This is a genomic window from Streptomyces cinnabarinus (assembly GCF_027270315.1).
GTDB classification, from domain to species: Bacteria; Actinomycetota; Actinomycetes; order Streptomycetales; family Streptomycetaceae; genus Streptomyces; species Streptomyces cinnabarinus.
Genome location: NZ_CP114413.1, coordinates 1,484,716 through 1,507,267 on the forward strand (window position 1 = coordinate 1,484,716; position 22,552 = coordinate 1,507,267).

A 22,552-nucleotide genomic window follows, 5' to 3' on the forward strand; every position below is an offset into this window, starting at 1 on the left:
GTTCACCGGCTGGCTCCCTGGCGCGCGACGGGGCGCTCCTTGGCGCCCGTCGTACGGTCGTTGGGGCAGAAGTCGCCAGCTCTGTCGCAGCGCCACCCTTGGCTGGCGTGCGCCACCCGGCGGGCGTGCGCCGCGTTCCGGGTGTCCGCGACGGTGACCTTGGCGCGGCAGCCGGGACGGTCGCAGAACAGGGTGTGCGCGTAGCCGATCGCCATCACGCGCCTCCGCGCTCGACGTGGGGCAGGCACTCGTGGCGCAGCACCATGCCGATCAAGTCGGCGAGCGTCTTCGGCTCGGTGCCCTGCGCGCCGATCGCGCCGCACTTCCGGCACCGGTACTCGTCGGCGGCCCGGTACTGATCTCGGTGGCTGTAGTCGACGATCTCGAAGTCGGCCAGTCGGGGCGCAGTCTCGTCGTCGGGATGCAGCGGGCCTTCGACGATGGCGATGACGGCCATGCCGAGGTCCCAGGCTTCCGCGCTGTCGCAGATGTCGACGCGGGCCAGCAGGGCGCGGATCACGTCGTTCCGCCGCTCGGTCGCGCGGGCGAAGACCCGGAGGCGCTCCAGTTCGGCGGTGTCCGCCTCTCCTAGGGCGAGCCAGCTCGCGACCTTGGCTCGCGTCTCCGGGTCGAAGCACAACGCCACCGGGCGCCCGTCCTGGGCAACCGCGCCAACGGTGAGGACCGGCTCCTCCTCCGGGGCGGGCTCCATCGCCACGTCGAAGCGGGACACGACCAGCGGGGCCGGGTGGTACTGCTCCCCGACTTTGCTCCGCAGTTCCTTGGCGTAGTTGCGAGCCGTGCAGGAGTCGCAGCCCCCGCATGTGCACCGCGGGTCGGCCATGGCGTGCACCATGTCGGCGGCCTCCGTCAGCACCTCGGCGCGGTGGTCATCGAGCAGTTCGAGGACCTGCTGCTGCGTCCAGTAGTTCCGGACGCTGGCCGTCTCGCGGGCGCTCACCGGCCCTCACCGCGCTCGGCATCGGCCGTTGTCGGCCGGTCAGTGATGCGGGTCCTGGCCGACGCGTGGGGCGCGGATGCCTCGTCCAGCACGGCGAGGCTGTTCGCTGCCCGCCGCACGTCGTCTGGCACGTCGGTGCCTTCCTGCACCAGGACGTCGGCCATCCGGCGCATCCACGCGGCGACGTCGCGCCCGTGGCCGCCCAGCCAGTCGGGCCCCTCTGCGAGGTCGGCTGTGTGGGCGATCCACAGGAGCATGCGGAGACGGGTCAGGCGCAGCAGCTCGTTGATGACGACCTCGCACGGCTGTCCGCCGCCGCTGGTGTCCTTCTCCGTCGTCTCGGCCCACTCGGTCAGCAGGTCGGCGCAGTGCGTGATGCCGTCGCTGAAGATGGCGCGGCTGGCATGCTGGCAGCGCTCACGCAGCAGCCTGGAGGCGACCTCGCGGTACACCTCGGCCGTGTGCGCGGCGATCAGCGCGTCCCGCTTGCTGAGCCACAGGGAGTCCGGCAAGTTCAGGAACAGCTCGTCGCGGGCGCTCACCGGCTCGCACCGCCCTCGGCTTCGTCGAGGATGAGCGCGCCGGCCTGCTTGGCGGACATCAGCCCGTTGCGGGCCTTCACCTCGCTGCGGATCCGGTCGGCCTCGACGGTGTATCCGTGCTGGGCAAGCAGCTCGGCCGCGCGTGTGCCGGAGATGATCGTCCGGTTCTGCACGGCATCGGCGATCAGCTTCGCGGCCGGGACCGCCACGAGCCGCGTGGCCTGCCAAGCGGCGGTCCGGGACCGGTGGAAGTCGTGGCGTACACGGGTGCCGCCGTGGCTCAGGCACGGTTCGCCAGCGGTCGCGGCGCAGCCCAGCGGAGGCGGCGGGCAGTCCACGTTGCGCGGCGAACGGTCGGCGGTGGTGGCCATCACTCGCCCCCGTCCTCGACGTCGGGCTGGCAAGCGGCCAGTGCGGACCTCCACACCAGCGCCCTGCCGTTGACGTACAGACGCGGGTCCCAGGTGGTCTCGCGCTCGTCGTCCATGTAGCGGACCTGGTCGAGGGGCAGGCCGGGCATCTGAATCACGACGGCCCGCCCGTCGGCCATGGTGAGCGTGAAGGCGTACCAGCCCTGCCCTCGGTCCGACTCGGGCGTCCGGGCCGCGCCGACGACCTGGAGGCTTCCGCAGAGGTCGAGGACGAACACAGCGGCCGCGTGTGCGGCTTGTCTCTCCGTCGCGAGTGGGACGGGCTCGGAGCCGGGCTTGATGATGACGTGCATGGCGCTCAGTCCTCGATTCCGGTCAGGCCGCGGGTGTCGACGCTCATGGGCGACGTGGTGGCGTGCAGGTGGTCGACCGTGGAAGCGAGCAGGCGTGCCGCCGTCGCGGCGTTGTCCACGGCGGTGCGCATGTGCCTGATGGCCTGGTCGGCGTCGCCTCCGCCGTCGATGGCGAGGCGTCCGTGTTCGTAGGTGTGCATCACGGGGCGCACGGACTGCTCGATCGACTGCGCCAGCATCGCGACGAGGCTGGACAGGGCACCGAGCGCGGCATGAAGCGCTGGGGCACTCCCAGTCCGCCTTGGTGAACTGGGAGGCGTGGTTGAACTCTCTGATCAGTTCGGCGGCGCCGGACAGGTGGCGCGTGGGCGAGGTCGTCATGGCGTGGTCAGTCCTTCGGGTGAGGATTCGAGGGCGAGCACCTGGCGCAGCAGGGCCGCGTGCTCGTCGGTGAGGCGGGGGTGTGCAGCAGCGCGTACGGGCCGCTTCATCAGGACGGGCACGTCGAGGCGGATGCCGAGCACCATGCCGTCGGCGGCATAGGCGATCTCGTAGCCGGACGGGGTGATGAACCAGGCTTCGTACGCTTCGGCAGGCTTCCCGGCGCGCGCCGGCGTCGAGGCGAGCAGGCCCGCAACGGTGGCGGGCGGGCCGGACCGGTAGTGGTCCATGGCGCCGTTGAGCATCGGGCAGACGGCGACGGCGTAGTCGAGGCATTCGGGGTGCATGCCGGGCTCGTCGACGTATCCGGCGGACGTGTCTGCGGGCCGTACGACCAGCCCGATACGGCGGCCGAGCGGCTGGCGGCAGAACTGGCACAGCCGGTACGTGACGGCCTGGCTGCGGCGGACCGGGAAGTTGACGCCGAAGTAGGGGCGTCCGTCGAACCATCCTGTGATCCACGGGACGGCCAGTCCGCCGTGGCGCGGCAGGGCTGCCGCGCGGGCGGGCGGCTGCACTGTTCGGGAACGACGTGGCTTCGGCATAGGAGGTCTCCGGTAGATGGCGCCCGGCGGCGCGGAAGCGAGTCGGAAGGGTCGCGTGTCCGGCCGCCGGGCAGTTGAGGGGTCAGCGTCCAGCGATCTCACGGAGCCGCTTCAGGGCCGTATCGGCAGGGCTGTACCAGAAGGTCTCCGCAGGCGTCAGGCCGAGGGCGTCCTGTGCCACGTCGCAGATCAGGCGCCGCTCATCGCCCCTCTCCGCGTAACACTGAGCGGTGGTCGGGACGTCGGCGCCATCCTCGTCGCGGCCGGTGACTTCGTCCTCCTCGTCTTCGGGCAGGTCGACGAGGGTCCAGCCGGTGACGTGCGCGACCCATCCGGCCGCGCACAGCGTTGTGCCGCAGTTCGGGACCGCTCTGGGGGCCAGCCGGATGGACTCCGTGAGGTAGGCCCAGCTCTGCATGTCGAAGGCGTCGGGTTGGTTGTCGATGGCGTCGAGGACGGCGCGCGCGACCTCAGCTGGCGTCTCGGGGTAAGGGGTGACCGTGGTAGCGGTCATGGCAACTCCAGTCACGGGATGCGAGGTTGGAGTAGTGCTGGTGGGACTCGAACCCACGACCTCAGGACTTATAAGATCCGCGCTCTGCCAACTGAGCTACAGCACCGCGATGTTGAGTGGTTTGGGCGGGCCGCCGCCCCGGGGCGGGGGGTGCGCGGGGCGGCGGCCCTGGGAGCGGCCGGGCTGGGGGGAGTCAGCCCGGCCGCTGGTCTGGTCAGGGCTTGCGCAGGAGCAGCAGCCGCTTGTGGGCCCGGGTCTTCAGGTCGTCGTCGGCGCCTTCCAAGGACGCGGTGGCGCGCGCCAGTTCCTCGGTCATGGTCTTGGCGGGGCGGCGAGGGGCGGCGTGGTCGAGGTAGCCGGTGATGGCGCGCTCGGCCGCGTAGGCGGTGTGTCCGACGCGCTCGGTCTCGGTGCGGAACAGGTCGTCGAGGGCGCCGGTACGGGCGGCGTGGTTGGTCTTGGTGCGGTCGGTGGCGTCGTCCTCCAGCGGCCACAGGTCGCCGATCACGTCGTGGAAGTCGCGCAGGGCGATGTCAGTGCGGGCGAGGGCGGTCTCTTCGTCGGCGAACTGGGCGAAGTAGCGGACGCTCAGGCCGAGGGTGCGGCGGGCTTCCTTGATCTGGCTGGTGGCCCCGGCGGTGTGACGGACAGCCCAGCGGGTGACGGCGTCGCGGACCGCGAACCTCTCCGTGTTGGCGCACACGGGCCGCCACGGGGTGACGATGCACTGGAACTGCGCCTTCCCGCTGTGGTCGTTCATCACCGCCACGTACGGGACGATCAAGTCGTTGATGCCGTCGGCGTCCACCGTGACGGTCTCCGGCAGGCGGATGGCGATGAACACGCGCCGCCCGCCCCGGATGAGTCCGGCGGACTCCCAGACGACGTCGTAGCGGCCCACGAGTTCCTGGAGGAACTCAAACCCAGCGCGATTCTGGATCGGCATGTACTTCCGGCCGACGGCTCCGAGAGCGGCGCCGGTGTCGGTTCGGACGGTGTGCCGCTGGTCGACGTGCTCGCGCAACTCGCCGTTCCACTCGTACAGGGCGGGGACGGTGTCGACCTTGAAGTCGAGGCCGGACAGGCCGAGCACCTCGTCGATGTCGGTGGTCCCGCCGGGGATGATCTGGCCGAGATCGTGCCAGGCGGGGGACGACGCGTACAGGCCGATCGTGCCGTCGGCGCGGGTGTCGAGGCCGTGGTTGGCGATGATCTGCTCGATCTGGCCCTGGGTGTTGCGGGCGACGGTGAAGGTCTCGCCCCGGTCCCAGCCGGTGAGGACTTCGTACCGGTCGCCGCCGATCATGCGGATCTCGCCCCGGTCGATGCGGGCCTGGAAGCGGCGCTCGACGTTGCGGATGCTCTCGATCTGCGCGGTCTTCTCGGCGGCGAAGGCGGTGTTGACGTCGGTGGTCACGATGGGTTCCCCCTTCAGGGTTGATCAGGTGTCAGGCGCAGGCGGCGGATCGGGTGATGGACTCGCGGCGGGCGTGGAACGGGCCGGAGCGCTCGCCCCACGGGTCGACCAGGGCGCACCGCACGTCGGGCAGACCGTGCGCGTCGAGGGCCCGGCAGATCCGGCACGGGCACGGGATGGCCAGCCACAGGCCGTGCAGGTCGGTGATGGAGCCGTGGTACATGACTAGGGCGCCGGGCTCGATCAGGTCGAGTGCGCGGATGAGCGTGTCCGACATGACTCCTCCTTCACGGGTGGCTGCGGACGGGGGCGTTGGTCGGGATCCAGCGCATGGCGTCGCCGCTGGTCAGCCGGGGCACCGCAACGGGGCGAGGCCGAGCGGCCGGGGCGGGCCGGTCTACCGCGTAGCGGCCGTACGCCTCCCACGCCTCGCTCAGCACGTGCCGCTCACCGGGCGTGTACGCCATGACGCGGCGGAACCTGCCGTTGATGAACCGGAACGCGCGACGGGGCTCACGCCGGTAGGTGTCGCGGTAGATCTCTGCGGCCACACGGCCGAGCCACGAACCGAACCGCCAGTCGGCCGGGAGTCCGCGCCGGACCAGGTATTCGGCGACGGTGATCCTGCGGTTCATGGCACCCCCTGCGGTGTGGGCCGGGCCGAACGCCTTGCCCCATGTCAAAAATTGTACGAGAGAGTACGAGTCACCACAACTGTTTGGTCGTACTTTCTTTGACAACTCCCGACCCGTCCGCACCCGTTGATCAGCTGTCGCCGCTGGTCCGCTCCCCGGCACTGGAGCCGTCGAGGAGCTGTTCCAGCTGCCGGAACTTGTCCTCGCGGGTGCCCGCCACGGTGGCGTAGTGCGCGGGGGCCAGGTCGTCCGGTCGTGGGCCTCCGCGCCGGATGAGCACTGCCGCGCAGAGCGGCAATGTGACGCCGGGAAAGATACGGGTCGGAACCGGCGGAGCCTTGCCCTCCGGGCTCAGGTCCACGACGAGGATCTGGTCGGCAGTCCGCCGCATGGCGGCGCGCATCCCGCTGAACCCCTCGCCCGCCAGCCAGGCGCTCGGTGTGAGAAAGGCGACGGCGCCACAGTTCATGCGGGTCTCGAAGACGCGCCACAGCGCCCAACGCCAGAAGAACGCGTACAGGTTGGACAGCGAGTACTCCATGCGACCCTGGCCGGGCATACGGAACTCGTCCATCGACGGGCGCCACAGTTCGTCCGGGGTGCGGTCGGCTGCCCGCCGCGGGCGGCGGGCCTCGATCCAGGGCGCGGCGCCCTTGGCCTTGTCCCGGTAGGGCGGGTTGCCCACGATGACGAACGGCCGCTCGCAGTTGAGGCGGCCGGCCAGAGTCGAGGGCATGTCACCGTCGAGGGCGTTCCCGACGATGATGTTGTCGTCGAGCCAGGTGATAGGGGTGAACCCGCTGGTCTCCAGCCAGCACGCCGACTTCGCGAGGTCGACGGCCACCGGGTCAGTGTCGATGCCGTACACGCAGGACTTCAGTACATCCGCCATCACGGCCTGAACCGTGAGCGGAGCCGGGCGCTGCGTGCGATAGAGACGGCTGACGTACAGCGCGGCCAGCAGCCGGGCAGCCGCCACCAGGAACACGCCTCCGCCGCATGCCGGATCCAGAACGGACACCTTCAACACGTCGGCCGGGTCGTCGTCCAGGTACCAGTCGGCCACCTGGCGGAAGGCCGCACAGGTCAACGGTCCTGCGACTTCGGCCGGGGTGTACCAGGCGCCCGATGCGCTGCGGTCCTCGGCTCGCAGCAGTTCCTCGCGCAGAGCACCCAGTTCCGCCGCTCCCCACTGGCCGAGATCACCGAAGTCAGACAGGAGCTTCTGTACACGCTCGGCAGCATCGTCGGGCAGCCCAACCGGCCAAGGTGGTTGCAGGCCGCGGGCGGCCGCGACCGCATTGACGGCCAGGCGCACGATCTGCCGCTGCCCGCCGGGGCCGGGAGCTTCGGCAGCGATCGCCTCAAGGACGCCGGGCCTCACGTCATCACCCGCGCGGGCTTGGCTGTGCCCTTGAGCAGCCTGTACATGGTGGCGGCCGCGATGCCCGCCTCCGCGGCCAGAGCCTTCACGGGCTCGCCAGCCTCGCGGCGCTCGCGGTAGGTCTCGACCTGCCGCTCGTCGAGGCGCTGCCGCCCCAAGTGGTCGCGGCCGTTGCGGGAGCGGACGCGCCGGTCGGTGCGCCACTGCCGGGACGGTGTCTCGTGCTCGTGCCACCAGGCGTAGAAGCGGCGGCGCCCGGTGGAGATGAGCACGCTGAACGTTCCCTTCGTGACACCGAGCGCGGCGGCGGCCTGGTCGTAGTCGCCGGTGACGGCGAGCGCGGCGAGAGCCTGCTGCTGGCGGGGCTGGAGGAGGGGCCAGATCTGCTCGACGGCGAGGCGGTCGACGACGCGTGGCTCCGGGGATGGCGGGTTGGCCGGGTTCCAGTAGGCGTGGAAGCGGGGCATGGGCTGGCCGTAGTTCTGCGTGCACCGCCCGTGGGTGCGCATGTCGTCCTTGACGCGCGCGTCGGAGGCCGCAGTACCCGCGTTCAGCAGCTCGCGCCGGGTGGGCGGTTCGACGGCAGTCAGCAGGTGCTCGGTGATGCCGAACCAGACCGCGTCGTACCGCTCATCGATGTCGCCAGCGGTGTACCAGCGGTCCAGGCGCAGCACGGTGCGGGTGAGGTGTTCGAGGTCGCGCACGGTGTAGCCGTGCGCGACGGGTATGTCGGCGCTCATGACGCCCGGTTCTCGGTGAGCAGGTACAGGCGGCTTCCCTCGTAGCGGGCCGGGCCGCCCGTATCGCCGTCCTCGCAGCCGTCGTTGATGCACCAGGCGCGCGGCCGGTCATCGTCCGCGCGGCCATACACGGTGCGCTCCCCGCACGCCAGACACAGCGCATGCCGGAAGTGCACCGACGGCCCCCGCAGCCCGAGCACCGTCAGCACCGTGCCGTGCCACCGGCCCACAATCCGGGCCACCTCCGACACCTGTTCTGCGGCCTCCGCGCCCGGCGGGATCGCCTTGAGCGCCCGGTCCCAGCGCTGCGTGCGCGCTGACTGCCGCAGCCGCATGTCCAAGCCGATGGCCTCGGTCTTGATGCGCTGCGACCACGACACCGCCTCCAGCGACGTCGGCGGCCGCGACCCGGGCGACGCGTGGCCGCCGGTGGCCGGCTGCCGGGTGCGCAGACCGAGGGTGTCGAGCCGGTGGATGAGGCCGGGGCCGCCGTCGCCGGGGTGGTGTTCGTCGCCCGTGAAGCGGTCCACGAGGTCCCGCACCAGGTCGTCAAGCGTCTGCATGGCCGTCCTCCCTCCCGAGCACGCTCCAGCGGACGTTCCGGATGCCGTGGGCCAGGACCGCCATGCCGAACTGGTCGCGCGGCAGTTGCACCCGGGCCTGCGGGTAGGTGCGGAAGCGCTCCAGGTCGAAGGAGCACACGGCGTCGGCGTAGCGGCCGTCCGGGTCCGGCTCGTAGCGGACCGGCCAGCGGGCGACCATGCGCCGGGCGTACCAGCGGCACGCGTGACGCTTCTTCCACATCTGCCAGGTGGAGGCCGGCACCTCGAACGGGACCCGGGTCCGCTGGGTGAGCATGTGGGGCGGCAGATCGTCGGCGAGGAGCTTCGTGCGGAGCTGGAACAGGTACTGGCCGAAGATCTCGCGCTGCATGGAGACGTCGAGGTCGAGGAACACCTCTTCGTCCGCCAGGAACTGGAGGGCGTACCGCTTGAAGGTCAGCGTGACGGTGGGCTCGTCGATCACGCGCCACCTGCTATGCCTCGAAGGATGATCGTCTTCAGGAGGTCGAGAGCCTGCGCCTCCGTGAACCCGGCGTCGACCCACGCCTGGAAGGCCTCGTGGTGTTGCACGGCCATGGCAGCGAGTTCGGTGATCGGGGCGGGTATCTCGTCAGGCATTGGGGGTCTCTTCCTCGTCGAGGTCGAAGCCGTGCCAGACGATCGAGGTGAGCGCATCTGGAACGTGATTGGTGATCGCCGCGCCGACTGCCATGGCCAGGGCCGAGGGCGGTGCATCCGTGCGGAAGGTGAGCGTGACGCTTACGTGGCGGTCAGGCATCGGGGTGCTCCTTGCTTCGTCGTGCGCGCCAGACGCGGCAGCACCAGCCGCACACGTCACCGGCGTCGGGGTACAGCGCGCCCGAGCCCTGCTGCGGTTCGGCTCCCTTGAGGGATCGGAGCAGGTGGGGGCAGGTCGAATAGATGTGGTCGGTCAGGCCCATGGGCGCGAGGTACCAGGGCTCGACCGCGTTCTCTGGCCCGTGGCGGTCTCGGAGGTCGGCGTCCGCGACGGCGAGCGCGGCTTCCACTGCGGTCTGGTACTCGATGACCACTTCGCCGGGGTGGGGCGCGCTCACAGGTGTGTCTCCCCTCGTGCGAGGGCGCGAGCGGCTTCCTGTTCGGCGGCGCGTTCAGCGACGTCGTAGCCGAGGTGCTTAGTGAGCTGGCCAAGAACGGCACGGGCCACGTCGGCGCGGCGCACGTCGTCGGAATCGGCGGCCTGCGCGGCGATGTTCACCAGGTCCAGCAGCAGCGCGGTGGGCACCGGCTGCCCGTCGGGCCGTTCGACGCGCGCGCCGTGGTAGCCCTTCAGGAGTTCCTCCAGCGATGTCGCCACGGTGGCGAGCCCGAACTCCGGGTCGTCGATCACGAAGGTGCGGCCGGAGGGGAACTCGGCACCGTCGAGGACCTGGCCGTTGTGGTGCAGGCGGAAGCCGCGGGTGAAGACGGGCTGCATCAGACTTCTCCGCTCAGTCGCTTCAGTCGCTCGTACAGGTAGGCGCCGCTGTGCCGGTCCGCGATGTGTCCGTCCTCGCCGCGGCCGGGCTCGCCGGTGTCGTTGATGGCGCGGGCGACATCGAGGGCGAGGACGTCGTACATGCCGGAGGCGGCGACGTACCGGGCCTGCTCGTCCAGCCATCGGGCGAGCGGTTCAGCCGCTCGCAGGAGACTGCGGATGATGTCCAGCAGCGGCAGGTTGTCGCTGTCGACGCGGGCCTTCATGTCGGCGCTGGCGCGCACGCGTGCGGCTGCGGTGCGCAGCTCGGCCACCAAGTCCTGGGTGCTCATCGCTCACCGCCGGTCGTGGTCAGCCAGTCGGCGAGCGGCGCGAGCAGGAGCAGCGCCGTACGGCTTGCCATCGCGGCCCGGTCCGGGTCGTCGGGGTCGACGTACGGACAGCCTTCCGCCGTACGCAGGTACGCCTCGTAGCGGATGACGACCCCGAAGGCGCTGTCCTCGATGACCAGCTCCGAGGACACCGGCACGTCGCGCGGGTTGATGCCGTTGGCGTGCAGCCACGTCAGCACCGCGTGCATGCCGTCCGGCGTGCTGAACTGGCGCGCCCACAGGGCCTCGCAGTCGATGATGCGGCGCTCGCTCACCAGCGGTCCTTTCCGGGAGCGATGAGGTTCGCGGCGTCGAAGTGGCACACGTCGCGAAGGAGTTGGGCACAGTGACGGATCGCAGCACGGCGACCGACGGCATGCCCCAAGGCGAACGTCACGAGCAGGACCAGGGCGAGACTCACGGCCGGGTCACCTCCAGGCGCCGGCGGCCGCCGCGGTCCTGCTGGGAGGCAACGACGTGGTATCCGGCGGCGCGGAGCTCGCTGGTGATGGCTTCCAGTTGCTCGGCCTCGCCAGGTCCGTCGTAGAAGACGTGCACGGCTCGGCGTCCGGCCTGGGCGACGCGGAAGCCCGGGTCCCACTCGCCGCCCTCGAACTCGGAGAACTCGTGGCCCTGGTCGATGAGGAGCTGGCGGACGCTGGCGGCCCTGATGCGCTGCGCCACGGTCACACCTCCGTCCCGTGTGCAGGAGCGGCGGCCCTCGCTGCATCGAGTCGGCATGCAAAGGGCCCGCCGGGACAGCAGTCGTTGGTGTCGCGGCACTCCTGCGTGAGCGTCTGGACTTGGCGGGTGGAGGGCCGGTGTCCGCAGGAGCAGGACCAGGACGGGGCGCCGGTCTCCTTGCAGTGCTCAGCGCCAGGCACGCCATCGGCCGCGTCACGACAGGGCTTGCAGATCACGGTCAGACCTCCATCTCGTGCGGGAGGCCCCACTGCGTCTCGGGATCCATGGGGTGCCCGGCGGCTTCGAGGGCACGGTTCACGGCGAGCCAGATGTGCGCTGTGCGCTGGGACTGGGTGGTCGGCGGGGTCCCCCGGAGGGTCTCTACGTACTCGCGGACGGCCTTGTGGGCGCGCTGTCGCGGGGTGAGGCCGACGCTCTCCGACTCGACTGGCGGCACCGGAACGTCGGGGCCGCCCACGCGGAACCGCGAGGGGTGCGTGTGGTCGAACATGCCGCAGCGGGCGCAAAAGCCGGTGTCGGCCGGATTGTCCGGCGGCTCGTATGCGTCGCATGGGGTGGGCTCGGTCCCTTCGGACCACGCCCGGCTGCCGTTCTCGTGGCTGGCGACGGTGATGTCCGGGTGGCGCTCCCGGATGTGGTCGATCATCTGACGGCGCGGGATGAGCGGGGGCCCGTCGCAGTACGGGCACTGGTCCGGCACCTCAATCCCCGTCAACGGACCCTGGTTCGGCGGACCGTGGTCGATGTCTGTGAAGACAGTGCCGTCAGCGGTCCTGTGCTCGGTGTGCGGTCCATGCACAACGCACGGACCACCGCGAACGATGCCGGACAGGATCGGCATCAGCCGGTGGTCGCACTCCCCTGTTTCATCCAGCTCGTCGCGCAACTCGGCCCCAGCCGCCCGCACGAGCAACATCGCGGAACCGTGGGCGGCCTGCCAGCGGTCGGCGAGCAGGTAGGCCCGGCCCGCGGTCCTCCGCGCACGGTCCCGTTGCTCCTGGACGTGGCGCACGATCGGCATCACCGCGTCGACGATCCGCTCGTCATCGACTTCGACCGGGGCCGCTTCCCCGTCCTGCACGCTCTGGATCGCCTGCTCGATCTGGCGACGCAGCCAGGCCCGTTCCGCCTCAGGACCACACAACTCCGCGGGGACGTCGAACGCTTCCACGATGTGGGCGAGCACCTTCTGCCGCTGCCCTTCCTGGTCGGGCCAGATGATGTGCAGGTCGCCTTGGCCGCCGTGGTCGTGGATGGCCATGATCGAGTCGATGCCGTCCGGATGCGGCGTCGTCAGCGCCCACTCCCCGCGCCAGTGGATGACCGCCTGCCCGTCCGGGAACAGGACCCCGTCGGCGATGAAGCCGGTGCCCGAGACACCGCTGACGTCACGGTCCCGCCGCAGGACGAAAGGGCGGCCGAAGGTGACCGGTTCGGCTGTGACCGGCCGGAACCCTTCAGCCTCGCTCTTGGCGTGAGCGGCAGCATCGCGCGCGGTGTCGCGTACGCCCGCGATGAACTCCTCGATCCGGTCGACGGGGACGTGGACGGCGGCGCCGTTGCTGGTGCCGGCGGGCTGGCTTCGCAGGCTGATGGCGGGTTGGCCGTGGCGGGTGAGCGGTTCGATGTGCATGAGGTCGCCGTCGGGGTCGGTGTAGCAGAAGGTCATCGCGCGGTTCCTTCGTGCATGGGCGTGGCGGTGCGCTGGTGCGGGATGGGCATGGTGAGCGTGGTCTCGGTGTCGGGGTCGAGGAGCTTGGCGACGGGGATGCGCATGCGAACGGTGTCGTCGTCCGGGAGGGCCGCGGCCGGTGCCTCGTCGAGGGTGACTTCGGCGCCGTTCTGGCGGGTGCCCCAGCCTGTGCGGGCGCAGGTCGCGACGCCGTACCAGCGGGCGGCGCGCAGCGCGGTCCAGGCGCCGATGACGGCGAGGGGCATCAGCAGCCACGTCACCAGCCGCCCCCACAGGCGTTCGTCGCTGCGGGCGACGGACAGGTAGCGCAGGGCCTGCGCCCAGCCGACCAGGAACGGCACGACCAAGAACGTCGCGGGCGGCGTGCGGCCGTAGACGATCGGCTCGACGATGAGCAGCCAGCCCAGGACCCCGGTGGACAGCGCAACTTGGAACCACCTCAGCAGGTGCGCCCAGTACGCCCAGCCCGACAGCGGCAGGTACCGGAACCGCCACACGGAGCGGATCGTGGAGCCGCGCATCCACCGCATGTACATGCGCAGGAAGTGGCTCGGCCGTTCCGGGAGAGCGGTGAACACGACGGCGGTGGGCTGCTGCACCGCGCTGCCGCGCAGCAGCGCGTACAGGGTCAGCAGGCTGTCGTCGGAGAACATCACCGGGCGGCCCAGGAACCGCTCGTTCAGGTAGCTGTCGAGGTTGTCGCGGACCACCGGGGCCCGGTAGGCGGCGAGCGGCCCACTGTTGACGAGGACGGCGCCGGTCGCGGACAGCGCGGAGCGGTCGGTGAGCTGCCCCGTCACGAACCACAGGTCCGTGACCCGGGTCAGCAGGTTCCTGCGGTGGTTGGTGGCGAGGACGATCCCGGCGACGGACTGCACCCGGGCGCGGGCGAACGGCAGGAGGATCTCCTCCAGGGCGTTCGGCGCCAGGCAGGAGTCCGAGTCGACGGTGACGTACGCGTCCGCCTCCGGGCAGGCGCGGGCGGCCGCGGCCTGGGCGTGCCGCTTCCCGCCGTTGGGGGTGCGCTGCCACGTCGTGGCGATCCCGGCCGCATCGGCGGCGGCCAGCCACCAGCCGCGCAGGAGCCGGTAGTCGCCGGTCGTCGAGCCGTCGTCGACGACGTGCACCGAGGTGGGCCGGCGGGTCTGCGCGAGGAACGACTCCAGGCCGAGCCTCAAGTAGCCCGGGTCCTCGTTGTAGACGGGCAGGAGGACGGCGACGTGTAGGGCGTCGAGTTGGCGGCGGGCGCGCGGCGTGACCCGGCGGGGCCGCTCGCAGTGGTACATGACGGTCTGCGTGGCGAGCAGCAGGAACGTGGTGGCCCAGACGACGGCGAGGCGGCTGGAGTGATGGCCGTACTGGGCTGCCTGGATGCCGTGGTGGACGGCCCATCCTGCGGCCAGGGTCAGGCACAGCGCCCCGGTCAGGAGGACGCCGGAGCGGTGCCGGTGCGCCGTCAGGGGGCGTATGCCGGTCACTTCTCCCCTGCCTTACGGCCGGAGCGGAAGCCGACGCGGACGGCGAGGGCGCCGACGAGGACGATGGCGGCGGCGAGGGCCACCAGGTAGTAGCCCGTGAGGGCGACACCGCCGATGACGAGGCTTCCGGCGGTTCCGGTGCGGGCGAGCTGGTCGGACATGAGGGGCTATTCCTTGGGGTGGTTGGTGGTGCCGAGCGCGTTGATGGCCCGGCAGGTGCGGAGGTGGTCGCGGCGGGTCCGGCAGGCGTCGCGCCAGGTCACGAAGTCCTCGAAGAGGCGGTCCAGGCCGCGCCACATCAGGCGCAGGAGGGTGTTGGCGAGTCCGGCCGCGAAGCCGCCGATGACGGCGACCAGGAACACCTGCCACGGGGTGAGGTGGGCCATCAGGGGTTCCTCCGGCGGGCGGCCCTGATGGCGGCCACCGCGGCAGCGACGGCGAGCAGCATGCCGGTGGCCAGGAACGCGACCGCCCACGCGCGCAGGTCGTAGTAGGCGACTTGCGCGCCGGAGATCATGCAGGTCAGGGAGAGCAGGCCGAAGAACCACCGGTCGGGCAGACCGAACAGCGTGCCGACGACGGCGATGAAGCCGATGGCGAGCGCGATCAGGCTGAGCGGAGGCATGGGATTCCTTGCGGGGGTTCGTAGTCGTCGATGGAGATCGGGACGGTGCCGACGGGCCGGGCGCTGCCCCGCTCGGGGGCGTCGCCCTGGTCCTCGTCGACATCGGGGTCCACGTCGAGGCAGGCGCAGTAGCCGTCTTCGCAGCCGCCGTACGGGCAGTCCACGAAGATGGCCAGCTGCCGGGTCACGGCGGGTCCCCGAAGATGCGCTCGAAGGCGCGGTCGGCCCGCCGGTTCGCGGCGCGGGTGACGTCGTCGGCCAGGTGCGACCCGGCGTGGCAGTCGGGCCTGCCGCAGGCGTGGGTGACGCGTCCTACTGGGTCTCGGCCGTAGCGCAGCCGGAACGCCAGCCTGGGCCCGGGGACGCGAGCTTTGCCGTGGAAGACCAGGGCCAGGCCGGAGCGGTCGTCGCGGTAGCCGGTCCATCTCGCGTGCCCGTCCTCGCTCGGCTCGATGTGAGCCCAGAACGCCTCCTCCAGCGAGGCGTGGGCGCGCGCCTGCCCGCGGCGCGGGCCGGGCAGCCCCAGCGCCTTCTGGACCTTGCGCACCGTGCCCCGGTCGACGCCGAGCCTGCGGGCGATCTCGGCGTGGGTGAGGTTGCCCGCCCGCAGCAGCTCGGCGATGTCTGCGCGCACCTTCATGGCGCCTCCGGCAGGGCTTCAGGTTCGCCGTCGGTACGGCGTACGCGGTGGCTGACGTGGTGCCGACGCAGCTCGCCGCTCCAGCACGTGCCGTCGACCGCTTCGCCCCGGGCGAGATGGTGTTCGAGTGCTGCCGCCGTTCCGCACTGCGGCAGTTCGACCGCCGCCGTCGCCGGACCGTCGTCGCCCTTGCCGGGGGCCTTCGGATCGAGGCGCCACCGCTGGCGACGGTCCAAGCCGGCGAAGACGCCTTCGTCACGGGAGTGCTCGGACGTGCCTTCCTCGCGGGCCATGACGGAGGCCAGGCACTGGGCGCGGACGGGGCAGCGGACCACGCACACGGCGCGGGCCTCGTGCACGCGCTGAAGGTCGAAGAACAGGTCCACGTCGTCACGGCAGGCGGCCTGCCCCATCCAGTCGCGGGGGCGCGCGACCGTGTCGGGTACGGATCCGGTGTACGACATGACTCACTCCGCTGCCGTCCGGGCGCCCTTGGGCGCCTTGCGGATGGTGACCTTGCGGTCCCGGCGGCGCACGGCTTCGCGCAGGTGCGGAGACACGCGGAAGCGGACCTTCTGGAAGGCGGCCACGGGGACCGGGTCGCCGTTCTGGGGGTTGCGTGCCGTACGCCGCCGCGTGCGGGACGAGATCCAGGTGCCGAAGTTGGTGACGGCGACGTCGTGTCCGCTCGCGGCGGCGCGGGCGATGGCGTCGAAGACGACCACGATCGTCTCGTGCGCCTCCTTCAGCGTGATGCCGAGATCGGCCGCGACAACCTCGACCAGCTTGGTCGTGGTCAGACGCTCGGTGATGAGGGTGGGCTTCTTCTTCACGGGATGCTCCAGGACGGAGGCGCGGGGCAGGACGGGGCCCCGCGCCGGGCGGTCAGGGCAGGAGGCGGGAGAGCCAGACGGCTAGGCTGTCGAGGGCGGCGTCGACGAGTTCGCCGATCCAGGACTTGCGGCGGCGACGGCGGCTCACCGACTGTCCGCGCAGGTGGGGTCGTTCGCCACGACGGCGATCGCGGCGTACGGGCTGTCACCGTGGTAGGCGCTGTAGAGGCGGTTGCCGTGGTCACACTTGGTGGCCGCGTTGGAGAAGCCGTCCGGGAAGCGGATGAGGTCGGCCGCAGTGCCGTTGTCCTTGCCGGAGCGCGGCGCGTCCTTGAAGGGCTCGGTGCCCTTCGCGCTGCATCCGGCGAGAACCGCGAGCGTCACCGCGGCGATAACAGCCGTAACAGCGGCGCGGGCACGGATGGTTCGCATCAGGCTGGGGTCCTTCGAGATGGCGGGGACGACGTGGTCGAGGCACGGGTAGGGGTTGCCGCAGATCGGGCACTTTCCGTTCACGGCAGGAGGCCCTTCGCGCGAGCCTGCGGAACCCACTTGCCGAACTCGCCGACGAGGCCGTCGTACAGCTGCTCGTCGGGCACGGACCGCGGGTCCGCCCCGGCGTGGAAGTAGGAGGCGTTGTCGAGCAGTCGGCCGCGCATCGTGTCCAGCTCGGTGAGGAAGCGGACCTTGCCAGGGCCGAATCCGCAGAAGGCCCAGAACACCGGCAGCTTGGACGTCTGCACGAGCTGGAGACAGACGTCGTCCGGGTCCTGCGGTGTGCCGTCGGTCTGGAAGATGACCAGCGCCGGATCCGAGGACTGCGAGTTGAGGTAGTGCTCGATGACGGCGCGCATCGCGATCGTGTACTGGGTGCCGCCCATGGTGTGGTCCCCGCCGTGCAGCTGGTGCTGCTGGGCGACCACGCCCTGGTACCGGTCGAGGCTGACGTCGACGATGGGGTACGGCCGGCTGTCGAACATCACCAGCGGGACCTGGCCGTCGTCGTCGACGGTCACGGACAGGCCGAGCGTCTGGTCCGTGAGGCGCTGCACGGACCCGTTGGCGAAGTACGGGCGCATCGAGCGGGACCGGTCGACGACCAGGTACACGGCCGCGCGCAGCCCGGACAGGCCGCTCTTCTCCAGCGACGCGGTGGCCGCCTTGGCGAGGGACACCAGCGGCGCGGGCACCTTGTCGAGGCTGATCGCCGGGGTGTGCGGGCCGCTCGGGGCCGGGCTCTTCTTGCGGTTGAACATGGGTGGTTGCTCTTCTCTCTTGGTGACCGCCCGCCGCCGGGCCGGAACTCATCCCGGCGGCGGGCGGGGTCTGTTCAGGCGCGGGCGCGCCAGGCGGCGGGGGTGAGGTCGGTGAACTCCTGCGCCTCATCAGGCGGCGCGGATACGCCGTCGCCGTCGGCGGAGCGGAGCAGCCGGATGGCGGTGACGTTGGAGAGGTGGGAGCGCAGCTCGGTGTTCTCGGCGCACACGGCGTCGAAGCCCTCCAGCTGCTCTTCCAGCACGGTGACCTGCCGCTCCGCCTTCTCCTTGTCGGCCAGGGCGCCCCGCAGCTCTTCGTATGCGCCCTCCAACTCCGAGGTGACGCCGACGAGTTTGCAGGCCAGTTCGTCGGCCGACGCGTTGCTCTTCGCGGCCTCGGCACGCAGGACGGAGCGCGGTACGACGTAGCGGTGCAGGCCGCGGCCAGCGGGGGCGACGGCGTAGAGGACACCGGCGGTGCCCGCCGTACCGAGGGCCAGGAAGACGTAGGCGATCACAGGGCGCCGTCCTTCAGCCACAGCGTGCCAAGCTTGCGGGGGTCGCTGCCGAACGGCTGCTCGGGGTCGAAGCGCGGGCCGCCGGTCGCCTCGCACTGCACCCGGTACTGGCCCTCGTTCGCCCGCTGCGCGTCGCCGAGCAGCTCGGCGAACGTGGCGAGCAGGCGCTTCAGCCTGAGGACCTCGGCTTCGAGCTGCCGCTCTCGGGCCGACGGCTGCAGTGGTGTCTTGGTGATGAGCAGCATCAGGCGCTCCGTGAGGTGGTAGCGGTGGCCGCGTCCATGCGGCGGGAGAAGGCTTCGAAGTCCTCGGTCAGCCCGGCCTCGACGGACTGGCGGAATCCGGCGGCGGCGACGGCGCCCGGGTCGACGTAGCGCACCCACAAGTCCGCGCCGTCCTGGCCGACCTCCTGGCGGGCATCGAACGACCCGGCAGGCTCGTATGCGGCGAGCCTCGCCACGCGGACCTGCTTCACGGCCGAGACCGCGGAGGCGCGGCTGCGGTAGGTGCCGGCGAGCACCCACTGGCCGGGCATCTGGCGGGCCTGCTGGGCGGCGTGCTGGTGGTCGATCCGCACGTGGCCCTGGACTGCGGTCATGGGGCGTCACCCCGCAGGCATGCGGGGCGGCGCACGACGTGCTCGCGCAGGACGCCGACGGTGACGTTGTAGTCCTGGGCGCGGGACCAGTCGGCACGGTTGAAGGCGCGGCGCACGCGGTCGACGACGTCGCGCTGGATGCCGGGCAGGGGCACTTCCCGGCGCTGTTCGTCGAGGGCCATGGCGCAGTAGGCGATGCCGCCGCCGTACAGGGTCTGGGTGATGCGGACCTCGGTCAGGATCCGGCCGGTGATGCGCTGAAGGTCGTCCCGCAGGACCAGCCGATGGCTGTCGTCGAGGGTGTGGTCGGTGGAGGCCGTCTTGCTCATGCCTCACCGCCCGGGTGGAAGACAGTGCGGATGCCGCCCATGAGCTGGTTGTAGGCGGTGATGGTCCGCGGATCCCACCGGTGCTCGGGGCCGTGGATGTCTCGGAACCAGAGGTCGCAGGTGGCGAGAAGCGACTGCTCGCGGTCGGCGTCACGGACCGTCGGGGTGACCCTGTGCGGGTTCGCGGCGGCGAGGTTGGCGAACGCGGCCTCCAGCGCGGGCGCTTCCAGGTGGTGGCGGTCAGGGTCGTCCAGGGGCAGCGAGTCGTGCAGTGCGGCGAAGTAGCGGTTCTGGGTGCCGCGGAGGTACCGGAGCTTGAATGCGTTCCAGCGCTCACGCAGGCCGGTGGTCGGGTGGTGCGGGGTGGTGCGACGGCCGATGTGCAGCGGTGCGGTCATGGCTCGTCGCCTCCCTTCTCAGGAGCAGTCGGATTCGGTGGTGGGGTGCAGGGCGGCGCGTGCGGCGGCGGCCCCGCGGTGTGCGGTCTCGGGTGCCTGCGGGCGTCGGCGTTGGCGCCACGCCTCGGGGATGGCGGCGAGCAGGTCGGGCGGCTCGGCCTTCGGGTCGGCGATCAGCTGTGCCACGGCCACGACAAGGCGGCCGAAGCTCATGTCCTCGCGGCAGCGGAGCTGGCCGACGACGTCTTGCAGCTGGCCGGGCGACCAGTCGGGCCGGGCGGCTGCGGCGAGCGCGAGTAGCTGGCCGGTGGCCGGGCGGGGGACCTCGGTGTCGGTCATGGCCACCTCCTCAGCGGTGTTGCGGGTTCGGGGGTTCGGCAGGTGCGGCACAGGCCGTCGGGGAGCGGCTGGCGGGATGGGGCCTGGCAGTGGCGGCACTCGTGCCAGCGGCCGGGGCGGCGCGGGCCGGGCGGGCTCCCGGGAGGCGCGGGCGGGCTTGGCGGCCGTCCTGGCGGGCGTTGTCCGTCGGCGGCTCGAAGGTCGGTGCATACGTCGCAGCGAGCGCCGGCGTGCCAGATCCGGCCGGACTCGCACGCCACCAGGCCGCAGCCGTGGCGTACGACGGCCGCACCGAGCAGCCACCGGCCCACGTCGCGGACGTCCTCGGTGGAGGCAAGGCGGAACTCCAGCCGGGCGCGCAGCCGAGCGGGCTCTTGGCCCTCGTCGAGCTGCCGTCCGATCTCCCGCGCCAACTGCCGCACCACGTACGGCGACAGGCCCGGGAGCAGGCTATTGACCGGTTCGAGGACTCGCCAGATCCGCGGAGCGAGCGTCAGCTCAGGCCCGCTGTACGGGCGGCGCAGCGCGGCGGGAAGCGGAGCGTCGTCCACAGGCCCTCGCGCTACTTCCTGCACTCGCCTACGGCGGCTGGAAGAGACGGCGGTGGGCGGAACATCATCCGGTGAGTCAGTCGGGTGGTGTTCCTTAGACGCGAGGGATCCCTCACGAAGATCCCCACCCGATCCCTCACCGGTGTCCGCAGTCAGCGCCGCCTGCATCGGCTCGTCGTGGACGGTGTAGACGTGGCGGCCGCGGTATCCGGCGCGCCGGTCCACGGTGATCCAGCCGAGCTGCGCCAGCTCCCGCAGGATGCGCCGCACCGTGCGGGCGTCGAGGGGCTGGCCGGCTTTCTGTCCGGAGTGGTGGCGCAGGACGCGCGCCAGCTCTCCGAGGGTGATGTGTGCGCCGGTTGCGGTGGCGTACGCCAGGGCGGCGTAGCAGCGCAACTGGCGCGGGCTGAGTGACTCACTGGCGCGCGTCGGCACCCAAGCGCCGTGCTCACGCCGGGGGTTGGTGGCGCGGATCCGGCGCACGGCCGTCTGCCCCATCCCGCCTTCGTAGGTGCGCCGCTGGCTCGTCAGCTCGACCACGTCGTCGTCCGGCGCAGGCCGCATCAGCTGCGTCAGCGCCCGCTCGACGGTGGAACGCGCCAGGCCCAACAACCCCGCAAGGTAGGCGACCCCGGCCTCGCAGCCAGTCGTGCGACGGTCCAGGGCCGCGATCTTCACGTACACCGACACGGTGGCGTCGCTGTACGAGCCGACGATCACACGCAGCGGGACACGGACGCGCTGAGGCATGGGGGTCACCTCCCTTCAGGGGCAGTCGGGTTGAGGCGGGGTCAGTCGTCGTGGTGGTCGCGGGCGGTTTCGAGGACCGCGGTGAGCCCGTCGAACACGGCCTGCATCTCGTGGCGGACCTCGCTGAGCGTCAACTCCGGTCCCTGCACGAGCCGCTGGCAGTAGTCGCGCCAGTGGCTGAGCCCGGTGCGGAGGCGGGCGGTCTCGATGTTCGCCAGCAGGCCGGCGGTCTGGCGCAGCGTGGACTCGGAGAGTTCGAGCTGGCCGGTGTCGTCGTCGAAGGTGCCGCGCGCGGTGCGCTGGAGGTGGAGGTAGCGCTGCGCTTCGCGGATGGCGCCTTCCTGCTCCCGGTTGGGGACTTCCAGGCCGACGATGCGGACCTTCACCGAGGGCTTGCCGTCGGTGTTGGGCGCGGGCTCTGTGCGCTCCATGTGCGCGAACTCGATGATCGCCATGCGGCGTGCGCCGGGCTGGTCGTAGACCGGCCGCACGTGCGCTTCGAGCGCCTCCTGGGCGGACGCGGACACCTTCGAGTCGAACTTCAGGACAGGCACGACGGGTCCTCCTTGGGGGTGTTCAGGCGCCAGACGCGGATGACGGCGCCGGGGTGAGCGAGGGCGTCGAGGCCCGTCAGGGCGTACCGCTTCGCGGCCGAGGCATCCGTGACGACGCTGTCGTCGACAAGCACGCCCGCGTCTTTCAAGGCGTCCTGGGTCGAGCGCAGCAGCTTGTCCGCGTCCGGCTTGCCGGTCGGGTACACCGGTGCGGAAGGCTTGACGGTGCCTGCGTTACGGCCGGTGCCGAAGTGATGCTTCGGCCGCCGGAGCGTGAAGACGACCTCCAGCCGCACGGCTTCGCTGAGCGGTGACCAGCAGATGTCGTAGCTGAGGGCGTCGAGCGCGGCCGACTTCACCGCTTCACGCCACGGCTTGACCTTGGCCGAGGACTCGTACAGGGCACCAGCGGCGTTGCGGGTCTTGGAGCCCTGCGGGCCCGGCGTGCCGTGCACGGTGAGGATCAAGGCGAGCGCGGTCATCGGGCCTCACCCCAGACACGCTGCATGTGCCAGCCTTCACCGCACGGGACCGGCCGGTGGTGGGAGCCGGGGAACATCGCTTTCGCCGCCCGCTTGGCGTCTCGGCGACTGCCGAAAGACGCCCTGCCGCAAGCACGGCAGGTGCCGAGCATCAGATGCGCTGCGGGGCCGTTGAAGTCGCGGATCGCCGTCTTCATGAGGTCTCGCCGCCGCTCGCACGCCGGTCCAGCTCGACGGCCGTGGCCTGAATGATCTCGGCGAGCATCACCGCAGGCATCTGGTGGGTGACGGCGAGACCACCGACGCACGCTCCTGCCAGGAGCAGCACCGTGGCGGCGTCTGCGGGCGGCACGTCCGTGTGCTCGGCGAGACGGTCGGCGAGCACCGCCGCGAGGCTGTCCAGAGCCTCTGACCTGCCGTCATCGGCGAACCGGCGGCGCTGCTCGCGAAGGACGTCCAGGGCAGACTGCCGGGACCACGTCTTGCTGGTCATCGTCCGGAGGCCAAGAG

43 protein-coding genes and 1 tRNA gene are annotated in these 22,552 nt (G+C 71.3%); all 44 read right to left on the reverse strand.

Going from position 1 to position 22,552, the window contains the following annotated elements; all coding sequences use genetic code 11:
* Positions 1-2: 2 nt before the first annotated feature.
* Positions 3-215 (reverse strand): hypothetical protein, encoded by a 213-nt coding sequence (locus STRCI_RS06470; protein ID WP_269657884.1) that lies wholly within the window; start codon positions 213-215, stop codon positions 3-5.
* Positions 215-961 carry a hypothetical protein gene (locus tag STRCI_RS06475; RefSeq protein ID WP_269657885.1) on the reverse strand — a complete coding sequence of 249 codons (747 nt, stop codon included), beginning with the start codon at positions 959-961 and terminating at the stop codon, positions 215-217. Before STRCI_RS06475 ends, STRCI_RS06470 begins: the two co-directional genes overlap by 1 nt.
* On the reverse strand, positions 958-1,503 hold the full coding sequence (locus tag STRCI_RS06480; RefSeq protein ID WP_269657886.1) for a hypothetical protein: 546 nt from the start codon (positions 1,501-1,503) through the stop codon (positions 958-960). The genes STRCI_RS06475 and STRCI_RS06480 overlap by 4 nt, the downstream gene beginning before the upstream one ends.
* A complete protein-coding gene (locus STRCI_RS06485; RefSeq protein ID WP_269657887.1) occupies positions 1,500-1,874 on the reverse strand; it encodes a zinc finger domain-containing protein in 375 nt (124 codons plus the stop codon). The genes STRCI_RS06480 and STRCI_RS06485 overlap by 4 nt, the downstream gene beginning before the upstream one ends.
* A complete protein-coding gene (locus tag STRCI_RS06490) occupies positions 1,874-2,227 on the reverse strand; it encodes a hypothetical protein (protein WP_269657888.1) in 354 nt (117 codons plus the stop codon). The genes STRCI_RS06485 and STRCI_RS06490 overlap by 1 nt, the downstream gene beginning before the upstream one ends.
* Positions 2,228-2,232: 5 nt before the next feature.
* Positions 2,233-2,466 carry a hypothetical protein gene (locus tag STRCI_RS06495; RefSeq protein ID WP_269657889.1) on the reverse strand — a complete coding sequence of 78 codons (234 nt, stop codon included), beginning with the start codon at positions 2,464-2,466 and terminating at the stop codon, positions 2,233-2,235.
* A 138-nt stretch (positions 2,467-2,604) separates the two neighbouring features.
* Positions 2,605-3,213: a cell envelope biogenesis protein OmpA gene (locus STRCI_RS06500; RefSeq protein WP_269657890.1), complete on the reverse strand. Its 609-nt coding sequence runs from the start codon at positions 3,211-3,213 to the stop codon at positions 2,605-2,607.
* Between the two features lie 82 nt (positions 3,214-3,295).
* Positions 3,296-3,727: a hypothetical protein gene (locus tag STRCI_RS06505; protein ID WP_269657891.1), complete on the reverse strand. Its 432-nt coding sequence runs from the start codon at positions 3,725-3,727 to the stop codon at positions 3,296-3,298.
* Positions 3,728-3,759: 32 nt separating this feature from the next.
* A tRNA-Ile gene (locus tag STRCI_RS06510) sits at positions 3,760-3,833 on the reverse strand.
* 108 nt (positions 3,834-3,941) lie between these two features.
* Entirely contained in the window at positions 3,942-5,144 is a 1,203-nt protein-coding gene (locus STRCI_RS06515) for a DUF932 domain-containing protein (protein WP_269657892.1), read from the reverse strand.
* A 31-nt stretch (positions 5,145-5,175) separates the two neighbouring features.
* Entirely contained in the window at positions 5,176-5,421 is a 246-nt protein-coding gene (locus STRCI_RS06520; protein WP_269657893.1) for a hypothetical protein, read from the reverse strand.
* A 10-nt stretch (positions 5,422-5,431) separates the two neighbouring features.
* Positions 5,432-5,779: a hypothetical protein gene (locus STRCI_RS06525; protein WP_269657894.1), complete on the reverse strand. Its 348-nt coding sequence runs from the start codon at positions 5,777-5,779 to the stop codon at positions 5,432-5,434.
* Positions 5,780-5,909: 130 nt separating this feature from the next.
* Entirely contained in the window at positions 5,910-7,163 is a 1,254-nt protein-coding gene (locus STRCI_RS06530; RefSeq protein WP_269657895.1) for a DNA methyltransferase, read from the reverse strand.
* Entirely contained in the window at positions 7,160-7,903 is a 744-nt protein-coding gene (locus tag STRCI_RS06535; RefSeq protein WP_269657896.1) for a hypothetical protein, read from the reverse strand. The genes STRCI_RS06530 and STRCI_RS06535 overlap by 4 nt, the downstream gene beginning before the upstream one ends.
* Positions 7,900-8,466, reverse strand: coding sequence for a DUF7341 domain-containing protein (locus STRCI_RS06540; protein WP_269657897.1), 567 nt, complete (start codon positions 8,464-8,466; stop codon positions 7,900-7,902). The genes STRCI_RS06535 and STRCI_RS06540 overlap by 4 nt, the downstream gene beginning before the upstream one ends.
* Positions 8,453-8,929: a hypothetical protein gene (locus STRCI_RS06545; RefSeq protein ID WP_269657898.1), complete on the reverse strand. Its 477-nt coding sequence runs from the start codon at positions 8,927-8,929 to the stop codon at positions 8,453-8,455. The genes STRCI_RS06540 and STRCI_RS06545 overlap by 14 nt, the downstream gene beginning before the upstream one ends.
* Positions 8,926-9,084: a hypothetical protein gene (locus STRCI_RS06550; protein WP_269657899.1), complete on the reverse strand. Its 159-nt coding sequence runs from the start codon at positions 9,082-9,084 to the stop codon at positions 8,926-8,928. The genes STRCI_RS06545 and STRCI_RS06550 overlap by 4 nt, the downstream gene beginning before the upstream one ends.
* Positions 9,077-9,244 carry a hypothetical protein gene (locus tag STRCI_RS06555; protein WP_269657900.1) on the reverse strand — a complete coding sequence of 56 codons (168 nt, stop codon included), beginning with the start codon at positions 9,242-9,244 and terminating at the stop codon, positions 9,077-9,079. The genes STRCI_RS06550 and STRCI_RS06555 overlap by 8 nt, the downstream gene beginning before the upstream one ends.
* Positions 9,237-9,542 (reverse strand): hypothetical protein, encoded by a 306-nt coding sequence (locus STRCI_RS06560; RefSeq protein WP_269657901.1) that lies wholly within the window; start codon positions 9,540-9,542, stop codon positions 9,237-9,239. The genes STRCI_RS06555 and STRCI_RS06560 overlap by 8 nt, the downstream gene beginning before the upstream one ends.
* Entirely contained in the window at positions 9,539-9,922 is a 384-nt protein-coding gene (locus STRCI_RS06565; protein ID WP_269657902.1) for a hypothetical protein, read from the reverse strand. The genes STRCI_RS06560 and STRCI_RS06565 overlap by 4 nt, the downstream gene beginning before the upstream one ends.
* Positions 9,922-10,254, reverse strand: a complete 333-nt coding sequence (locus STRCI_RS06570) for a hypothetical protein (protein ID WP_269657903.1) — start codon at positions 10,252-10,254, stop codon at positions 9,922-9,924. Before STRCI_RS06570 ends, STRCI_RS06565 begins: the two co-directional genes overlap by 1 nt.
* Complete coding sequence (locus STRCI_RS06575; RefSeq protein ID WP_269657904.1) at positions 10,251-10,568, reverse strand: hypothetical protein; 318 nt, start codon at positions 10,566-10,568, stop codon at positions 10,251-10,253. Before STRCI_RS06575 ends, STRCI_RS06570 begins: the two co-directional genes overlap by 4 nt.
* 142 nt (positions 10,569-10,710) lie before the next feature.
* Complete coding sequence (locus STRCI_RS06580) at positions 10,711-10,977, reverse strand: hypothetical protein (protein ID WP_269657905.1); 267 nt, start codon at positions 10,975-10,977, stop codon at positions 10,711-10,713.
* Positions 10,978-11,215: 238 nt separating this feature from the next.
* Complete coding sequence (locus STRCI_RS06585; RefSeq protein WP_269657906.1) at positions 11,216-12,667, reverse strand: hypothetical protein; 1,452 nt, start codon at positions 12,665-12,667, stop codon at positions 11,216-11,218.
* Positions 12,664-14,169 carry a glycosyltransferase family 2 protein gene (locus STRCI_RS06590; protein ID WP_269657907.1) on the reverse strand — a complete coding sequence of 502 codons (1,506 nt, stop codon included), beginning with the start codon at positions 14,167-14,169 and terminating at the stop codon, positions 12,664-12,666. The genes STRCI_RS06585 and STRCI_RS06590 overlap by 4 nt, the downstream gene beginning before the upstream one ends.
* Entirely contained in the window at positions 14,166-14,330 is a 165-nt protein-coding gene (locus tag STRCI_RS06595; RefSeq protein ID WP_269657908.1) for a hypothetical protein, read from the reverse strand. The genes STRCI_RS06590 and STRCI_RS06595 overlap by 4 nt, the downstream gene beginning before the upstream one ends.
* A 6-nt stretch (positions 14,331-14,336) precedes the next feature.
* Complete coding sequence (locus STRCI_RS06600; RefSeq protein ID WP_269657909.1) at positions 14,337-14,555, reverse strand: hypothetical protein; 219 nt, start codon at positions 14,553-14,555, stop codon at positions 14,337-14,339.
* Positions 14,555-14,794, reverse strand: coding sequence for a hypothetical protein (locus STRCI_RS06605; protein ID WP_269657910.1), 240 nt, complete (start codon positions 14,792-14,794; stop codon positions 14,555-14,557). The genes STRCI_RS06600 and STRCI_RS06605 overlap by 1 nt, the downstream gene beginning before the upstream one ends.
* Positions 14,776-14,982, reverse strand: a complete 207-nt coding sequence (locus STRCI_RS06610; RefSeq protein ID WP_269657911.1) for a hypothetical protein — start codon at positions 14,980-14,982, stop codon at positions 14,776-14,778. Before STRCI_RS06610 ends, STRCI_RS06605 begins: the two co-directional genes overlap by 19 nt.
* Entirely contained in the window at positions 14,979-15,434 is a 456-nt protein-coding gene (locus STRCI_RS06615; protein WP_269657912.1) for a helix-turn-helix domain-containing protein, read from the reverse strand. Before STRCI_RS06615 ends, STRCI_RS06610 begins: the two co-directional genes overlap by 4 nt.
* The gene (locus STRCI_RS06620; RefSeq protein WP_269657913.1) at positions 15,431-15,898 is read right to left on the reverse strand and encodes a WhiB family transcriptional regulator; all 468 of its coding nucleotides are present in this window, start codon (positions 15,896-15,898) and stop codon (positions 15,431-15,433) included. Before STRCI_RS06620 ends, STRCI_RS06615 begins: the two co-directional genes overlap by 4 nt.
* A gap of 3 nt (positions 15,899-15,901) precedes the next feature.
* The gene (locus STRCI_RS06625; protein WP_269657914.1) at positions 15,902-16,267 is read right to left on the reverse strand and encodes an HU family DNA-binding protein; all 366 of its coding nucleotides are present in this window, start codon (positions 16,265-16,267) and stop codon (positions 15,902-15,904) included.
* A gap of 144 nt (positions 16,268-16,411) precedes the next feature.
* The gene (locus STRCI_RS06630; RefSeq protein WP_269657915.1) at positions 16,412-16,699 is read right to left on the reverse strand and encodes a hypothetical protein; all 288 of its coding nucleotides are present in this window, start codon (positions 16,697-16,699) and stop codon (positions 16,412-16,414) included.
* A gap of 80 nt (positions 16,700-16,779) precedes the next feature.
* A complete protein-coding gene (locus tag STRCI_RS06635; RefSeq protein ID WP_269657916.1) occupies positions 16,780-17,523 on the reverse strand; it encodes a VWA domain-containing protein in 744 nt (247 codons plus the stop codon).
* A 74-nt stretch (positions 17,524-17,597) separates the two neighbouring features.
* On the reverse strand, positions 17,598-18,041 hold the full coding sequence (locus tag STRCI_RS06640; protein WP_269657917.1) for a hypothetical protein: 444 nt from the start codon (positions 18,039-18,041) through the stop codon (positions 17,598-17,600).
* Positions 18,038-18,286 carry a hypothetical protein gene (locus tag STRCI_RS06645; protein ID WP_269657918.1) on the reverse strand — a complete coding sequence of 83 codons (249 nt, stop codon included), beginning with the start codon at positions 18,284-18,286 and terminating at the stop codon, positions 18,038-18,040. The genes STRCI_RS06640 and STRCI_RS06645 overlap by 4 nt, the downstream gene beginning before the upstream one ends.
* The gene (locus STRCI_RS06650) at positions 18,286-18,639 is read right to left on the reverse strand and encodes a hypothetical protein (RefSeq protein WP_269657919.1); all 354 of its coding nucleotides are present in this window, start codon (positions 18,637-18,639) and stop codon (positions 18,286-18,288) included. Before STRCI_RS06650 ends, STRCI_RS06645 begins: the two co-directional genes overlap by 1 nt.
* Positions 18,636-18,968 (reverse strand): hypothetical protein, encoded by a 333-nt coding sequence (locus tag STRCI_RS06655; protein WP_269657920.1) that lies wholly within the window; start codon positions 18,966-18,968, stop codon positions 18,636-18,638. The genes STRCI_RS06650 and STRCI_RS06655 overlap by 4 nt, the downstream gene beginning before the upstream one ends.
* On the reverse strand, positions 18,965-19,366 hold the full coding sequence (locus tag STRCI_RS06660) for a hypothetical protein (protein WP_269657921.1): 402 nt from the start codon (positions 19,364-19,366) through the stop codon (positions 18,965-18,967). Before STRCI_RS06660 ends, STRCI_RS06655 begins: the two co-directional genes overlap by 4 nt.
* 18 nt (positions 19,367-19,384) lie before the next feature.
* Positions 19,385-19,705: a hypothetical protein gene (locus tag STRCI_RS06665; protein WP_269657922.1), complete on the reverse strand. Its 321-nt coding sequence runs from the start codon at positions 19,703-19,705 to the stop codon at positions 19,385-19,387.
* Positions 19,702-21,006, reverse strand: coding sequence for a hypothetical protein (locus STRCI_RS06670; RefSeq protein ID WP_269657923.1), 1,305 nt, complete (start codon positions 21,004-21,006; stop codon positions 19,702-19,704). The genes STRCI_RS06665 and STRCI_RS06670 overlap by 4 nt, the downstream gene beginning before the upstream one ends.
* Positions 21,007-21,047: 41 nt before the next feature.
* Positions 21,048-21,560, reverse strand: coding sequence for a hypothetical protein (locus tag STRCI_RS06675; protein ID WP_269657924.1), 513 nt, complete (start codon positions 21,558-21,560; stop codon positions 21,048-21,050).
* On the reverse strand, positions 21,548-22,042 hold the full coding sequence (locus STRCI_RS06680) for a RusA family crossover junction endodeoxyribonuclease (RefSeq protein WP_269657925.1): 495 nt from the start codon (positions 22,040-22,042) through the stop codon (positions 21,548-21,550). Before STRCI_RS06680 ends, STRCI_RS06675 begins: the two co-directional genes overlap by 13 nt.
* 193 nt (positions 22,043-22,235) lie before the next feature.
* On the reverse strand, positions 22,236-22,535 hold the full coding sequence (locus STRCI_RS06685; protein ID WP_269657926.1) for a hypothetical protein: 300 nt from the start codon (positions 22,533-22,535) through the stop codon (positions 22,236-22,238).
* Positions 22,536-22,552 lie beyond the last annotated feature (17 nt).

Bases quoted from the DNA above. Each gene is read 5' to 3' on its own strand.
- STRCI_RS06655 (WP_269657920.1), bottom strand. From the start codon at position 18,968: ATGAGCAAGACGGCCTCCACCGACCACACCCTCGACGACAGCCATCGG.
- STRCI_RS06645 (WP_269657918.1), bottom strand. From the start codon at position 18,286: ATGCTGCTCATCACCAAGACACCACTGCAGCCGTCGGCCCGAGAGCGG.
- STRCI_RS06555 (WP_269657900.1), bottom strand. From the start codon at position 9,244: ATGCCTGACCGCCACGTAAGCGTCACGCTCACCTTCCGCACGGATGCA.
- STRCI_RS06620 (WP_269657913.1), bottom strand. From the start codon at position 15,898: ATGTCGTACACCGGATCCGTACCCGACACGGTCGCGCGCCCCCGCGAC.
- STRCI_RS06660 (WP_269657921.1), bottom strand. From the start codon at position 19,366: ATGACCGCACCGCTGCACATCGGCCGTCGCACCACCCCGCACCACCCG.
- STRCI_RS06680 (WP_269657925.1), bottom strand. From the start codon at position 22,042: ATGACCGCGCTCGCCTTGATCCTCACCGTGCACGGCACGCCGGGCCCG.
- STRCI_RS06605 (WP_269657910.1), bottom strand. From the start codon at position 14,794: ATGCCTCCGCTCAGCCTGATCGCGCTCGCCATCGGCTTCATCGCCGTC.
- STRCI_RS06685 (WP_269657926.1), bottom strand. From the start codon at position 22,535: ATGACCAGCAAGACGTGGTCCCGGCAGTCTGCCCTGGACGTCCTTCGC.
- STRCI_RS06585 (WP_269657906.1), bottom strand. From the start codon at position 12,667: ATGACCTTCTGCTACACCGACCCCGACGGCGACCTCATGCACATCGAA.
- STRCI_RS06670 (WP_269657923.1), bottom strand. From the start codon at position 21,006: ATGCCTCAGCGCGTCCGTGTCCCGCTGCGTGTGATCGTCGGCTCGTAC.
- STRCI_RS06550 (WP_269657899.1), bottom strand. From the start codon at position 9,084: ATGCCTGACGAGATACCCGCCCCGATCACCGAACTCGCTGCCATGGCC.
- STRCI_RS06615 (WP_269657912.1), bottom strand. From the start codon at position 15,434: ATGAAGGTGCGCGCAGACATCGCCGAGCTGCTGCGGGCGGGCAACCTC.
- STRCI_RS06595 (WP_269657908.1), bottom strand. From the start codon at position 14,330: ATGTCCGACCAGCTCGCCCGCACCGGAACCGCCGGAAGCCTCGTCATC.
- STRCI_RS06600 (WP_269657909.1), bottom strand. From the start codon at position 14,555: ATGGCCCACCTCACCCCGTGGCAGGTGTTCCTGGTCGCCGTCATCGGC.
- STRCI_RS06635 (WP_269657916.1), bottom strand. From the start codon at position 17,523: ATGTTCAACCGCAAGAAGAGCCCGGCCCCGAGCGGCCCGCACACCCCG.
- STRCI_RS06505 (WP_269657891.1), bottom strand. From the start codon at position 3,727: ATGACCGCTACCACGGTCACCCCTTACCCCGAGACGCCAGCTGAGGTC.
- STRCI_RS06540 (WP_269657897.1), bottom strand. From the start codon at position 8,466: ATGCAGACGCTTGACGACCTGGTGCGGGACCTCGTGGACCGCTTCACG.
- STRCI_RS06485 (WP_269657887.1), bottom strand. From the start codon at position 1,874: ATGGCCACCACCGCCGACCGTTCGCCGCGCAACGTGGACTGCCCGCCG.
- STRCI_RS06500 (WP_269657890.1), bottom strand. From the start codon at position 3,213: ATGCCGAAGCCACGTCGTTCCCGAACAGTGCAGCCGCCCGCCCGCGCG.
- STRCI_RS06565 (WP_269657902.1), bottom strand. From the start codon at position 9,922: ATGCAGCCCGTCTTCACCCGCGGCTTCCGCCTGCACCACAACGGCCAG.
- STRCI_RS06665 (WP_269657922.1), bottom strand. From the start codon at position 19,705: ATGACCGACACCGAGGTCCCCCGCCCGGCCACCGGCCAGCTACTCGCG.
- STRCI_RS06470 (WP_269657884.1), bottom strand. From the start codon at position 215: ATGGCGATCGGCTACGCGCACACCCTGTTCTGCGACCGTCCCGGCTGC.
- STRCI_RS06490 (WP_269657888.1), bottom strand. From the start codon at position 2,227: ATGCACGTCATCATCAAGCCCGGCTCCGAGCCCGTCCCACTCGCGACG.
- STRCI_RS06495 (WP_269657889.1), bottom strand. From the start codon at position 2,466: ATGCTGGCGCAGTCGATCGAGCAGTCCGTGCGCCCCGTGATGCACACC.
- STRCI_RS06535 (WP_269657896.1), bottom strand. From the start codon at position 7,903: ATGAGCGCCGACATACCCGTCGCGCACGGCTACACCGTGCGCGACCTC.
- STRCI_RS06525 (WP_269657894.1), bottom strand. From the start codon at position 5,779: ATGAACCGCAGGATCACCGTCGCCGAATACCTGGTCCGGCGCGGACTC.
- STRCI_RS06520 (WP_269657893.1), bottom strand. From the start codon at position 5,421: ATGTCGGACACGCTCATCCGCGCACTCGACCTGATCGAGCCCGGCGCC.
- STRCI_RS06650 (WP_269657919.1), bottom strand. From the start codon at position 18,639: ATGACCGCAGTCCAGGGCCACGTGCGGATCGACCACCAGCACGCCGCC.
- STRCI_RS06570 (WP_269657903.1), bottom strand. From the start codon at position 10,254: ATGAGCACCCAGGACTTGGTGGCCGAGCTGCGCACCGCAGCCGCACGC.
- STRCI_RS06630 (WP_269657915.1), bottom strand. From the start codon at position 16,699: ATGCGAACCATCCGTGCCCGCGCCGCTGTTACGGCTGTTATCGCCGCG.